The organism is Psychrobacillus sp. FSL W7-1457 (genome assembly GCF_038593405.1).
Lineage (GTDB): Bacteria > Bacillota > Bacilli > Bacillales_A > Planococcaceae > Psychrobacillus.
The window spans coordinates 2099380-2113197 of sequence record NZ_CP151993.1 but is presented as its reverse complement, the minus strand read 5'-3'; the positions used below and the strand labels follow the sequence as shown (position 1 = coordinate 2113197).

Annotated in this window: 13 protein-coding genes and 1 other annotated feature; of the genes, 10 read left to right on the top strand and 3 right to left on the bottom strand. The window is 36.9% G+C overall.

Annotated features, from left to right (window positions below; translation table 11 throughout):
- Window positions 1-21 precede the first annotated feature (21 nt).
- The 4 genes from NSQ95_RS10280 to rnz all read left to right on the top strand — a co-directional run bounded on the left by NSQ95_RS10280 (window position 22) and on the right by rnz (window position 3903).
- Window positions 22-510 carry a chemotaxis protein CheW gene (locus NSQ95_RS10280; protein ID WP_340883336.1) on the top strand — a complete coding sequence of 163 codons (489 nt, stop codon included), beginning with the start codon at window positions 22-24 and terminating at the stop codon, window positions 508-510.
- A 116-nt stretch (window positions 511-626) separates the two neighbouring features.
- Window positions 627-1868, top strand: a complete 1242-nt coding sequence (locus NSQ95_RS10275) for a DNA polymerase IV (protein WP_340883337.1) — start codon at window positions 627-629, stop codon at window positions 1866-1868.
- Between the two features lie 37 nt (window positions 1869-1905).
- Window positions 1906-2766: a YitT family protein gene (locus tag NSQ95_RS10270; protein ID WP_340883338.1), complete on the top strand. Its 861-nt coding sequence runs from the start codon at window positions 1906-1908 to the stop codon at window positions 2764-2766.
- Window positions 2767-2958: 192 nt separating this feature from the next.
- Window positions 2959-3903: a ribonuclease Z gene (gene rnz / locus NSQ95_RS10265; protein ID WP_340883340.1), complete on the top strand. Its 945-nt coding sequence runs from the start codon at window positions 2959-2961 to the stop codon at window positions 3901-3903.
- Between the two features lie 425 nt (window positions 3904-4328).
- Here the strand turns inward: rnz and proC are convergent, their stop codons facing one another.
- Window positions 4329-5141, bottom strand: a complete 813-nt coding sequence (gene proC, locus NSQ95_RS10260; RefSeq protein ID WP_340883341.1) for a pyrroline-5-carboxylate reductase — start codon at window positions 5139-5141, stop codon at window positions 4329-4331.
- Between the two features lie 269 nt (window positions 5142-5410).
- Window positions 5411-5620: a binding site (T-box leader), on the bottom strand.
- Window positions 5621-5740: 120 nt separating this feature from the next.
- Between proC and NSQ95_RS10255 the strand changes: the two genes are divergently transcribed.
- Window positions 5741-6685, top strand: a complete 945-nt coding sequence (locus tag NSQ95_RS10255; protein ID WP_342559636.1) for an MBL fold metallo-hydrolase — start codon at window positions 5741-5743, stop codon at window positions 6683-6685.
- Window positions 6672-7424, top strand: a complete 753-nt coding sequence (locus NSQ95_RS10250; RefSeq protein WP_340883343.1) for an SDR family NAD(P)-dependent oxidoreductase — start codon at window positions 6672-6674, stop codon at window positions 7422-7424. Before NSQ95_RS10255 ends, NSQ95_RS10250 begins: the two co-directional genes overlap by 14 nt.
- Before the next feature lie 44 nt (window positions 7425-7468).
- Here the strand turns inward: NSQ95_RS10250 and NSQ95_RS10245 are convergent, their stop codons facing one another.
- Both NSQ95_RS10245 and NSQ95_RS10240 read right to left on the bottom strand, forming a co-directional pair.
- Window positions 7469-7633, bottom strand: a complete 165-nt coding sequence (locus tag NSQ95_RS10245; protein ID WP_251552987.1) for an aspartyl-phosphate phosphatase Spo0E family protein — start codon at window positions 7631-7633, stop codon at window positions 7469-7471.
- A gap of 232 nt (window positions 7634-7865) precedes the next feature.
- On the bottom strand, window positions 7866-8561 hold the full coding sequence (locus NSQ95_RS10240) for a peptidase E (RefSeq protein ID WP_340883344.1): 696 nt from the start codon (window positions 8559-8561) through the stop codon (window positions 7866-7868).
- Window positions 8562-8672: 111 nt separating this feature from the next.
- Between NSQ95_RS10240 and NSQ95_RS10235 the strand changes: the two genes are divergently transcribed.
- The 4 genes from NSQ95_RS10235 (at window position 8673) to NSQ95_RS10220 (ending at window position 13774) form a co-directional block, all read left to right on the top strand.
- On the top strand, window positions 8673-9077 hold the full coding sequence (locus NSQ95_RS10235; RefSeq protein WP_340883345.1) for a VOC family protein: 405 nt from the start codon (window positions 8673-8675) through the stop codon (window positions 9075-9077).
- 1184 nt (window positions 9078-10261) lie between these two features.
- Window positions 10262-11953, top strand: coding sequence for an FAD-dependent oxidoreductase (locus tag NSQ95_RS10230; protein WP_340883346.1), 1692 nt, complete (start codon window positions 10262-10264; stop codon window positions 11951-11953).
- Window positions 11954-12313: 360 nt separating this feature from the next.
- The gene (locus NSQ95_RS10225; RefSeq protein WP_340883347.1) at window positions 12314-13345 is read left to right on the top strand and encodes a TlpA disulfide reductase family protein; all 1032 of its coding nucleotides are present in this window, start codon (window positions 12314-12316) and stop codon (window positions 13343-13345) included.
- A gap of 168 nt (window positions 13346-13513) precedes the next feature.
- The gene (locus NSQ95_RS10220) at window positions 13514-13774 is read left to right on the top strand and encodes a metal-sensitive transcriptional regulator (RefSeq protein ID WP_340883348.1); all 261 of its coding nucleotides are present in this window, start codon (window positions 13514-13516) and stop codon (window positions 13772-13774) included.
- The last annotated feature ends 44 nt before the right edge of the window (window positions 13775-13818 follow it).

Below are 13818 nucleotides of genomic sequence, written 5' to 3'. Positions count from 1 at the left end.
TGCACCAGGAGGTTTTAATCCATGTCTTCTCAAAAGGTAGTTGTGTTTCAATCCGGAAATGAAGAATATGCAGTATCTATTGATCATGTAGTTTCTATCGAAAAGCTAGATAAAGTTAATCCTATCCCTCATTTACCGACTTATCTGATAGGATTGATGAAAATTAGAGGAGAGCTTGTGCCTATAATTGATTTTGAACAGATTCTATATAATCAGAGTGGTCTTATGAATGCTAATGCCCGTGTTGTTACGATGCATACGGAAGAAATGTCAGTTGGTATTCTTGTGAAAGAGGCGAAGGAGATTTTAGATATCCCTTCTGAGTCTTTAAAACAGCTGGGTATTATGAATTATTCTAAGACAAAATACTTCACGAATATTGCTAATCTTGAAGATAGAATGATTACAATTATAGACCCTTCTATTTTAGTTCGATCATTAGAAGGCATACAAGATATACAATCTTATTTAGAAGACAATAAAGGAAACCTTGAAGTAAGTAGTATATAATATTAGACATGGGTAAGTTCTGTTTTTCGATTGGACAGTGGAAGGTAGCTATTAAATGGCTACCTTTTTCCCTTTTTATTTTGAAGGAGTTAAAGATGTAGAAGAGGTGAATAGACTTGACTAAACGAAACAGAATCATTTTTCACTTAGACATGAATAGCTTTTATGCATCTGTAGAACAAGCACATAACCCTTCTTTAAAAGGTAAGCCAATCGCAGTCGCTGGAAATCCGAAGGAACGTAGAGGAATATTAGTAACATGCTCCTACGAGGCAAGGGCAAGGGGCATTTATACAACCATGTCAGTATGGGAGGCTAAAAGAAAATGCCCAGAACTAATTTTATTGCCTCCTAATTTTGAAAGTTATAGAGCCGCCTCAAAAGCAATGTTTGATATATTACGGTCTTATACTCCAATGGTAGAGCCTGTCTCTATTGATGAAGGCTATATAGATTTAACTGATGTTGATATGCAAGATGATGCAGTAGCATTTGCAAAATCCATTCAACAAAGAATATTGCGAGAGTTAGATTTACCTTGCTCTATTGGAATTGCCCCTAATAAATTTTTAGCTAAGACAGCCTCCAATATGAAAAAGCCGATGGGTATTACTGTGCTTAGAAAACGAGAGGTCGCGCAACAGCTTTGGCACTTACCAGTAATCGAAATGCATGGCGTTGGAGAAAGTACCTCTAAAAAACTAGAATCATTAGGTATTATAACCATTGGCAATATAGCTAGTGCCAATCCTGAAATTTTAAAATCAAAGCTAGGTAAAGCTGGTGTGAGGTTATATAATCGTTCTCATGGCATAGATGATCGTGAAGTGAATCCAGAATCTATTTTTGAAACAAAAAGCGTAGGTAATTCTACTACATTACCATATGATGAAACAAATATGGATGAGCTTCAAAAAGTGCTCAGAAGACTATCTGGGAAAGTCGCGTCACGGTTAGAATCTAAAAACCTCGCTGGACGTTCTATCACAATACATATTCGGGATGCTAGTTGGAAAAATAAAACGAGAAGTAAGACTGTAACTAATCGCATCTTTAAAGAGGATGAAATATTTCAGCTAGCCTATCAATTATTTGAATCAGCTTGGGATAGCGAGCCTATTCGATTGCTTGGCGTCACAGTTAACAATGTATTTGATAAGGGAGAATCAGTAGAGCAATTATCTATTTTTAACTATGAAGAACATGCAAAAGAGGAACCAATATTAAAGCTTGTGGAGCAGCTTCAAACTAAATTTGGAGCAGGGATTATTAAAAGAGGTATCAAGTTGGATAAAAAACCATCTTTTGAATCTAAAACAAGTTTTAGTAAAGACTTTTTAGATGACCACGAAAGATAAAAAATCAATTTATTAAGAACAGGGGTTTTACGAGTAGATGAAGAAAACAAAAACACCAGAAACGATAGGCAGAATTATTATGATTATTGTAGGGGCGGTAATTGCGGCCTACGCACTAGAAGCAGTATTGATTCCAAACTCTGTAATTGACGGCGGAGTGACAGGTGTCAGTATCATGGGGAATTATTTATTTGAGATCCCTTTAGGAATCCTACTATTTGTATTAAACATTCCTTTTATTTATTTAGGCTATAAACAGGTTGGTAAGACGTTTGCTTTATTTAGTATCATTGGTATCGCTGCATTATCAGTCTCAACTGTTTTGTTACATCATATTAATCCGATTTTAAGTGCGGAAGACCCGTTACTTGTTGTATTATCAGGTGGTGTAATGCTTGGTGTAGGTATTGGTATCGTTCTTCGTAACGGTGGTGCACTTGATGGAGCAGAGGTACTGGCAGTTCTAGTCTCACGTAAAGTACCATTTTCAGTGGGGGATATAATATTATTTATTAATGCATTTATCTTTGTTGGTGCAGGGTTCATATATGGTCTTGAGAGTGCACTGTATTCAGCTACCACTTATTATATTGCTAAAATAGTAATTGATGTTATTCAAGTAGGTCTTGAAAAATCCAAATCTGCTAGGATTGTTAGTAAACATTCAGAGGAAATTGGAGCAGCCATTCAGGATAGACTTGGTCGAGGGGTAACCTATTCGAATGGAAGAGGCGGATTTACCAATGAAACAATTGACATTGTTACGTGTGTCATTACTCGAATGGAAGAAAACAAACTAATTACAATTATTAAAGAAAAGGACCCAAGTGCATTTGTAGTAATTACAGATGTAGCAGAGGTTCGCGGCGGCAGTTTCAAAAAGCGTGACATTCACTAATCATAGACCGTTAAATGAGTTTAAAACTCGTTTAACGTTTTTTTGTAGCTATCTATAAGTTATGATATATATTTCAGGAAACAATAGCATGTTTGTATAAGTGCTAATAATGAACATACTATTGTCCCAAGCGCTCATAATGTTAAAATGATATATAACGAAGATTATATAAAATAAGGAAGTTGGATATATATGCAAATTTTGTTTTTAGGTACCGGAGCAGGTATGCCCTCTAAGCAACGTAATACAAGCTCGATGATTTTAAAGCTACTGGAGGAACGAGGGACTTATTGGATGTTTGATTGTGGGGAAGCAACCCAGCATCAAATCCTCCGAACAACTATTAAACCGAGAAAACTAGAAAAAATATTTATCACGCATTTGCATGGAGATCACATTTATGGTTTGCCAGGGCTTTTAGGCTCTAGATCTTTTCTAGCTGGAGACGAGCAGCTAACGATATACGGTCCAAAGGGTGTAAAAGATTGGTTAGAGGTTACTTTATCTACGTCCCAAACTCGATTAAAATATCCTCTTCAAATAGTAGAGATAGAAGAGGGAATAATCTTTGAGGATGAACAGTTTATTGTAGAAGCCAGATTGCTTGAGCATGTTATTCCTTGTTATGGTTTTCGTGTAACCCAAAAGCAACTTCCTCCTGAGTTACTAATCGAGAAGGCAGATGCTCTAGGGGTTCCAAGAGGTCCATTATTACGTTTATTAAAATCCGGTGAGGATGTTGTATTACCAGATGGTAAAACAGTCAAGAGCTCTGATGTAACAGGACAACCCAAAAATGGGTTTAAGGTTACCGTTTTAGGTGACACGAGACACTGCGAAAATTCTATTGTTTTAGCAAAGGACTCAGATATATTAATACATGAGGGTACCTTCGACATTGGGACGGAGGAGCTTGCCAGAGAATATGGGCATTCGACAATTATTGATGCAGCAAATGTCTGTGAAAGTGCTGGAGCTAAGCATTTAATAGTCAACCATATTAGTGCTCGTTTTATGGCAGAGGATTTGAGAACTTTGCTAAATCAAGTTTCTTCATATAATTTCCCTATTTATATTGCAGATGATTTTAACGAGTTCAATTATATAAACGGTCAATTAGAAAAACTGGAAAACTAAACATACTAACATTAGTAGTACACACCAAAACCATGGTTTGTACTACTATTTTTCCGTAGTAGAAGAAGGGAGGTCGACCCGCTTGGGTGGCTAAGAGTTCCTATCATAGATCTTCTTCACCCCCTAAATTCTTGATTTCACGTTTTTATTTGTTTTTAAAGCCCGATGGTTTTTTGTAAGACATCTCTCATTTTTATTGTTTAGAGAGGAGGCGGCTACTCCTGGAGGAACAGCGGGAGATGGAAGCCGTGTCCCTGGAAAGCGTCCGCTGTAGCGGAAAACAACTGCATATCATAGGAGTAGAAGCCCCGAAAACTTTACCTAGTAGCAGAATTTTCGAGGCTTTTTATATTTAGAGATTTGCCCCAGCTTTTTTTCTGACAGTAAGTCTATGGATGGTTTCTGATCACCATGTTTTCGTTTCCCTATTCAAATTGCTTCCCAAGAATTCTTGATTTTTGCTGGGCTGCATCTATGCATGCAAAAATAGCCTCGTCGACCTTGTGTGACATGAGCTGCTCAATGCCTGCCTCTGTTGTACCTCCTGGACTCGTAACCTTTCTTCTAAGCTCAGAAGGCTCTAAATTGCCGTTCATCAGCATATGCGCTGCCCCCTTCATCGTTTGAAAGAATAATTGACGGGCATCTTCCTTACTTAGCCCGTGCAAAACAGCCGCTGCTTCAAATTGTTCAGCAAAATAGTATAGATACGCTGGTCCGCTACCAGACAGAGCGGTTACGACATGCATATCTTCCTCTTCTATTAACATAACAGTTCCTATTGATTCTAATAAGTTTATTATTACCTTTTTAGATAGATCATTTATTTTGTCATTACAGCAAAGGGCAGAAGCACTCAAACCAACAGAGGCAGAGGTGTTTGGCATAACACGTGCAATTGGTCGCTCTCCAAGGTACAATTCTATTGTTTGGATGGAAACACCCGCAATGACAGATACAATTGTAGCCGTCTTATTTATATATAACGAGATATCTTTGCAAGCTTCTACGGCATCTTTTGGTTTCATAGCAAGAAATACAATGTCTGCTTTTTGCAGAGCAAGCTTTTTTGAACACATAATATTGATTTGATACTTAGATTGTAAATACTGAAGGTGTTTCTGATCTGATTTATTCATGACACAAATGGAATCTGGAGAAACTTTATTTTCCTCCAATAAGCCGTGGATAATAGCTTCAGCCATGGAGCCAGCCCCTACAAAAACTATATTAGTCATACGTTTATCCTCCTTCAAGTTAGTTCATATCTACAACTTTCCTTTAGTAATAATAACCAAACGTTAGATAACAATAAATTATCTTCTAAATACCCTTCCAATTATCAACAACGAGTTATATCAAATGGGGAGTAATAGGCTAAAAAAAGCATCCTTTTTATTGCTTTGAATATGGAATTCCTTGACTAGTACATTTATCATTTTTTGAAAGCCTTCCATCCACTCACCCCTAGATTTGAATATAAAAAAACGCTCCCGTCCCTATATTAAATAAGGACGAAAACGTTTGATTTCCGCGGTACCACCTAAGTTTGCTATAAAATAGCACATCTTTTTCCTTCTTATCGCGAAGGTCACGACTATGTTTACATAGTAGCTCCGAAGCAGGTTCCTTATATGAGAGGGAGATGAAATTTTCAGCAGGCATTTCACTCTCTTTACTCCATCATATATGTACTAGTCTTCTTCATAGCAAGAATTATCTGAATTAATGAAATTATAGAGGTCATTTTACAAAAAGTCAATCTAATTTAGTGACTCCTAACTTATTAACCTGTAAAATAAATGAATAGTCATTCATGTAAAGGAGAAACAAAAAGATGATACATAAGATAATTATTCCGACGCCTTTTGCTGTAGGGGATGTTAATGCATACCTTATAAAAGGGGATGTACTTACTCTAGTAGATGCAGGGCCAAAAACGGAACAAGCACTAGTAGCTTTAAAAAGTGGTATAAACGAAGCAGGTTATGATCTTAATGATATAGAACAAGTCATCCTTAGTCATCATCATCCTGATCATTCGGGTTGGATCGAGGCGTTTGAAAAAGCGCAGATTCTAGGACACGAATATAACCAAGTATGGCTAAGAAAAGATCAAGAATTTTTATCTTATCATGATGAATTTTACTATAACTGTTTGGTCGAGGAAGGTGTTCCTGAACAATACTTAAAATGGATTGAAAAGATGAGGAGACCATTAAATTTCATCGGTAATCGTTCATTAGATGCGATGTTGAAGGAAGGAGATACAATACCAGGTCATCCAAATATGCAGGTTTTAGAAACTTTGGGTCATGCGCAGAGTCATATTTCCTTATGGGACGAACAAAATGGGGTGTTAATTGGTGGGGATTTAATCCTTGAAAAAATTTCTTCTAATCCATTAATAGAGCCACCGTTGGACAAATCCGCACCTCGTCCAAAATCGATGCTTCAGTATAATGAAGCGTTAAAAAGAGTGCAAGCATTGGGCGTTCAAAAAGTATACAGTGGCCATGGAAATGAGGTATTTGGAGTCGCTGATTTAATATCCTCTCGTTTAGTAAGACAACGGGAGAGAGCATTAAATGTTCTTGAAATGATGAAGGATGGGGAAAAGACTATTTTTGAACTAACTCAGAGGTTGTTTCCAAAGGTCTACGAAAAAGAGCTTGGTTTGACGTTATCTGAAACAATCGGACAAATAGATTATTTAATGGACAACGGTCTCATTCAAGAAAAGCGGACAGACGAAGGAATTCTTTTATATGAACAAGCGTAAGAGGATTCTCATTACTGGTGCCACAAGTGGTATAGGATTTATGCTGGCGCTACAACTGCAAAAGGATGGTCATGAGGTGTATGCAACAGGGAGAAATACTAATGCCCTAGATCAGCTGGAAAAGCAAGGAGTCCATGTCCTTGTTGCTGATTTAACGACAGAAACGGCTTATGGAAATCTCTTTGAGAAGGTGGAAACCCCAGATGTTGTCATATTAAACGCAGGAGTGGGTACCTTTGCTTATCTAACAGATTTAAAGGAAGAACAGATAGATCAAATGCTGAGTGTGAATGTAAAAGCACCTATTATGCTCACCAACTATTTTGCAAAGCTGATGAAAGAGAGAAATTCAGGACATTTTATTATTGTAGCATCACAGGCAGGTAAGGTTGCCACACCTAAGGCTTCTGCGTATGCAGCAACTAAGCATGCAATCATTGGGTTTGCAAATGCAGCCCGAATGGAGTTAAAGGAATATGGTATTCATGTGAGCACTATTAATCCTGGTCCGATAGATACTCCATTTTTAGATTTAGCAGACCAAACAGGGGGCTACCGTGAGAAAATGAGCAAACATTTGCTTTCTCCTCAAAATGTTGTAGATGCTATTAAGAAAGTCATTGATAAGCCTGTTAGAGAGGTAGATTTACCTTTTTATATGAGTTTCACTAGTAAGTTATATGCTGTTTTTCCTAAAACTGTTGAATTACTAGGTAAAAGCTTTTTCAATAAAAAATAACGAAAAAACCAATCAATGCTATAGTTGATTGGTTTTTTGTATGATCAAGATACTTTTCCTTGATAAACATTCAATAGTTGATCGAGCTCTTGGCTACATGCTACTACAACAGGATGAGTAAACCCGAGACTTTTTGCTTTTTTGTACATATCATTTCTTTTACTAGTTATTAAGATCAATAATGATGTTTCATGCCACTTGGTTTCCACTGATAATTTCCTCCGTTTAACAGATTTTTACTGTAATGGTTTCTTGGTATAATGATGAACTTTTTTTATTGTAAAGTATCATTAATGAAAAATTTGTCAAACTGTGGAGGAAATTAAAATATTTTTTATTTTTTTATTGTATTTATGCATCTATGTAGTAGAAATGTTGCTTCCTTGTACTCTATCAAAGAAAATTTGACTAGTATTTTAATATCCAAGTATATGGATATTATTAACCTAGGTACTTAGTACTTATTTCAAGTTCTTCAACTGCATAATCCATGCTATTGACAAAATACGCTTTACGATCTATATGAGAGCTAACGGATATATGTAATTGCTCATCCACGAAATGTAAAGCAACTCCATCTTCTACTGCATAACCAGGTTTCATTTTGTTTTCAGCAATCATTTCTTTATAAGCTGGTCTTCTTTTACTTTCTCCATCGTAGTGGGGACAATTACTTCCTTTTAAAATTCCAAGACAGTCAAGCTTATATAACGGACCATTTAATGGATCGGTCAGTCCTTCCTCAAACCAGCAAATAGAACCTGCACTAAGACCTGCTAAAATAATACCTTTTTTATAAGCCTTTAAAATAATGTTATCTAGTCCCCATTCCTTCCAAAGCACTAGCATATTTCGAGTATTTCCTCCACCGACATACAGAACATCTTGCTCCAAAATAAACTCTTCCAAGTCACTAAAGTTGGGCTCGAATAACGAAAGGTGAGAGGTCGCGCACTCTAGATTATTAAACGATTCGTAAAACCTGTTTGTGTAGTTGTCTTGATCCCCACTCGCAGTTGGTATAAAGCAAACTTTAGGTGATTGCTTCTTTGCTTGTCCTAATATGTATTGATCTAACAGTGGATTGTCTGGCTCCATGGAGAAACCACCGCCACCCATTGCAATAATTTGTCTCATTTTAACACTCCTTCTATAGTTAATAGTTAATGTTCTACATAAGTTCATTCGAATGGTGGAAGTAAGGGGTATATATTACATGATACAATTCATCGAAAAGGGGACAATGCGATGAATCATTGGCAAAATAGCATAGCTCAAACAAGAATTGCAAGACCTACTGATAAGTTAAGTCAGGTTATTGAGTTTTACCACAAAGGCTTAGGATTAAAGAAAATTGGAAGCTTCAAGGATCATGACGGCTACGATGGGGTGATGATTGGTTTGCCAAACAAGTTGTACCACTTAGAATTTACTGCTCATAAGGACGGGTCACCATGTCCTAGTCCTTCTAAGGATAATTTACTTGTTTTTTATATTCCTCAAAAACTCATTCTAGACACTCTAGTTAATCAATTAATTGATATGGGATACCCTACTGTCTCATCAGAAAATCCATATTGGGAGAAGAATGGGGTTACATTTGAAGATCCAGACGGGTGGAGAGTGGTGCTCATGAACGATTCAGGAATCTGACATATTAAATAGATTGCAAATGAAGAGGCTGGGACATAACTGGTAAATAAATTAAAAGAAGTGAAATAACAACGTGATTTCACTTCTTTATTTTTTTTAAGGTAACTTATTTTTTTAGGCTATATAAAAAGATAGGGTTGATTTATGAAGCAAATAAATCTTTAAATTAGAAAGTAGAATTGATTTCCGCACCAGCCGGACGCTTTCCGCGGGGTGAGCGATAAGCCATCACCCATCGCTTACGCGCGTGGTTGTGATGTCTTATCTGTCTCACTCATCCCGCCGGAGTCGCCGTCTGGCACTCCAATCAATAATGCAAACGGCTTTTATACAGCGATAAAGATCTATAAAATTACTCGCATAAACAAAGCTTGGAAATAGACTCTCACCACATTTCATAATCTATTTATGCTTTTAATAGTTCTTTGAATTGTCACTTTTATAATGTTTACAGTCACTATAAAAAAGAAATTTTTAATCAAAATCAACTAATAGCTTTAACAATGTTTTTTTAATAAAAAGTTCTCTTTTATGTTTGTTTGGAGAGGAGGCGGCGACTCCTGGGGGAACAGCGCGAGCTGAAAGCCCCGCAGGAGCAAAGCGACGAGGAGATTGAAGCCGTGCCCCCGGAAAGCGTCCGCTGGAACGGAAAACAACAATGCTTTATTTTAAGGGAACTTTTGTCCCAGCCTCTTCAATATTATATACAGCAGGACGCTCCTACTAACACCGCACTTCTTTGAGACAAATGTATTTTTATTTAAGAATGCCAGTTGTGTAATTAGAATTTTTAGATAATAAAATATTATCATAGTATTTAAGCAATGTGAACAGCGTATGACGACTACTGGACTTGGGGAATTTATTATACATATAAGTTATTTTGGTTTAGTAATGCTGTACGGTCATCTATGAGCAATAAACTCTATTAAAAGAATAGTTTTTTGTTGACATTATACCTGTAGGGGTATAATGTAAGTGATGAAAGTAAGTGGAATTTAACCTGATAATTAATCTTTTCAAGAAAATTTTCATGTATGCATTGCAGTAGCAGAAGTTATTATAACAGTCTTACGTAAGCAATGCGTGATGACATGAGCAGAATAGAACCATCGTGTTTTTCAAATTAAAAGGTTCTTGAAACGGTAGCTAGTGATATAAACAATCATATGGAGGTAATATGGATGAAGAAAATAGTGGTTATTGGTGGTGTGGCTGGTGGAGCTTCGGCAGCTGCCAGAATTCGACGCTTAGATGAGCAAGCACATATAGTTATGTTTGAAAAAGGTCCTCATGTATCTTTTTCAAATTGTTCATTACCATTTCATTTAAGCGGGATCGTAGAAGATAGCAAACGTCTATTAATGATGACACCAGATTCCTTTGAATCGAAATATAATATTGACGCACGTGTTAACAATGAGGTCGTTTCGATTAACCGTGATGAAAGAACGGTAACGATTAAAAATGCGGAAACAGGTGAACTCTCTAATGAATCTTATGATAAGTTAATCTTATCGCCAGGAGCAAGCCCTATTATACCAAAGCTACCTGGAACAGATTTACCACATGTATTTACTGTGCGAAATGTAGTCGATATTGAAAAATTACAAGATGCGATTGTCAAAAAAGACGCAAAAAATATTGCGATTATTGGTGGTGGATTTATAGGTGTAGAAGTGGCTGAAAACCTTCGCTTAGCTGGGCGTGATGTTGCATTGATCGAACATGCACCTCAGATTCTCACTCCATTTGATGAAGATATGGTACAAATATTGCATAAGGAAATGATGGATCAAGGTATTCAGTTGGTGGTAGACGATGGCTTAGCTGAGATTAATATGTCCTCTATTACTTTAAGCTCTGGCAAAGTAATAGAAGCGGATATCGTAGTATTGGCAATTGGTGTTCGTCCAGAAACTTCCCTTGCGGTTGAGGCAGGACTGGAGATTGGTGAGACAGGCGCCATTAAAGTAAATCAAAATTACCAAACAAATGATACAAATATATATGCGGTTGGAGATGCAATCGAAGTATATCACCGTTTAATGAATAAACCAACACGTTTAGCATTAGCTGGGCCAGCACAGCGTCAAGCACGTGCAGCTGCAGATCATATATATGGTATTCATAATGCAAATAAGGGTGTAATTGGTTCTTCAAGTATTCAAGTGTTTGATTATGCAGCTGCCGCTACAGGATTAAATGAACGTACTGCGAAAGAAATTGGCATACCAGTGGATGCAGTGTACGTAATTGCTCCAGATAAAGTTGGGCTGATGCCATCGAGCAACCCATTACATTTTAAATTGATTTATGAAGTTCCTACAGGACGTATTGTTGGTGCACAAGCTATCGGAAAAGGTAATGCAGATAAGCGTATCGATGTAATAGCAACCCTAATTACAATGAATGGAACAATTGAAGATTTAAAAGACTTAGAGCTTTCCTATTCTCCAATGTTTTCTACTGCTAAAGATGTTGTGAATTTAGCGGCACTGGTGGCAACGAATATGATGGCAGGACGTTTTAAACAAGTACGTGTAAGTGACGTACGTTCATTAGTTGAATCGGGAGCATTTATTGTAGATGTGCGAGAGCCCAATGAATTTGCAATTGGAGCAGTGAAGGGTGCAAAGAATATTCCTTTAAGTCAGTTACGTGAGCGCATGCATGAGATTCCAAAGGATATCCCTGTATATGTTCATTGTCGTTCAGCACAGCGCAGTTATAATGCTGTCATGGCATTAGTGCATAGCGGTTATGATGAAGTTTTTAATGTTTCGGGCTCATTTTTAGGAATAAGCTTATACGAATATTTTAATGATCAGCAGAAAAATCGTGAACCAATCGTGACGAAATATAATTTTAAATAGCTTTGTTAAAGTTATTGGTTGACTTGGATAGACATTGCGTTTTTATACTGACTGTACATTTTAAATGGCTAGTTAGTACATAAATAGATTATAGCTACAGCCCTACTCCATTTATTGATTGGAGCGCCAGACGGCGACTCCTGTGGGATGAGTGAGACAGTTAAGTCATCACAACCGCGCGCGTAAGCGACGGGTGATGGCTTAACGCTCACCCCACGGAAAGCGTCCGGCTGGCGCGGAAATCAATACTACTATCCGATTTAGAGAGCATCCTAAATCAACCCGAACCTTTACCATGCCTTTTAAATAATGATTTCACCATTTGGGATTGAACTACCTTTATATGCAAGGGAGATGTTTATGACTTATATAACCTTGGGGCAATTTTCAATCCCCATTACCTGGATTGCGTTTTTTATCGCTATTTTCTACAGCGATTTTAGAAACAGAAATAAAGATGAAAATACTGACAAAATAATTAGTCGTCTTTTTTGGTTTTACGTTTTAATCTGGAAGTTTAGTTATATCCTATTTGCATGGGAAAGCTTCGTCCGAGCACCTATGTCAATTCTCTACTTTGATGGAGGTTTAAAAGGAAATATATTAGCCTTCTTAATGATGATGATTGTACTTGTAAAGCATCGAGCAGGAATTGAATGGGAGGTGCTATGGCAATATTGGACCCGCTTTGTAGCAGCCCACCAATTCGTAAGCTATATCTTAATGGAGCAATGGGTCATTGCAAGTATATGGTTAGCAGTATTAGTCTTACTCGAAATGAAAGAGAAACAGTGGATATTAATTGTTCAGTGGCCAATTCTTTTATGGGTAAGTGGATGGATGGATGCACTAGTCATAGCACATTTATTGAGTATTGTGTCTTTAATTTTAAAAAAGAAAAGCTATCAGCAAATTGCTTTAGTTGGTGTACTAAGCTTAATGGCAATGACAGTGACTGATTTACGTGCGACAGTTTCTACATCTGATAGAGTTGCAATCGATTTAAATACTACCTCAAATGATAGATATATTTTATCTGAGAAAGACCAGAAGCTCACAGTGGTGAATTTCTTTGCGACTTGGTGTCCACCATGTCAGGCAGAGATGCCGCATTTACAAAATTTTGCTGAAGATTTACCAGATCAAGTGGAATTGATTGGGATCAATTTGACTGACCGTGATAATGGTCCGAAGGAATTAGCAGAGTTTATGACAACACATGAAGTGACGTATCCTATTTTGTTAGATGAAAAGGATCGGTTTGGTAGGTCCTATAATATTGTTTCTATACCCACTACGGTAGTTCTAAATAAGGAAGGGCAAGAACTAGAACGGATTATAGGACCGGTAAGTGAAGAGGTTTTACGAAATTTAACGAACAAGTATAAATGATTTATCTCATCAAATTATAGGAAGTGGCCACCTCACATCCTATTATGACCTTCATATTCTTGTTCTCTCGCAAATGAGGTGCAAAGCTTTTAATCTTTTGTATTGACATATACCCTATGGGGTAGTAATATGTGTTTAGAACAAATATGAATTAAATGAGGTGAGATGATGCAATATGATGCGAAGGTTACAGCAAGGATGAAAAAAGTAGAAGGCCAGCTTAGAGGTATACTACGTATGATGGAAGAAGAAAAAGATTGTAAAGATGTGATTACACAACTAAGTGCTGTTCGTTCTGCTGTAGATCGTACAATTGGTGTTATTGTCACAGATAATTTAGTTGAGTGTTTATCTAAAGAAAGTGTAGAAACTCTTGATAAAAATGCAATGGTAAAGCAAGCAGTTGATCTATTAGTAAAAAGTCGATAAGACTTTTTATTTTTAAAATAAAAAATACCTATACGGGTAAGGAG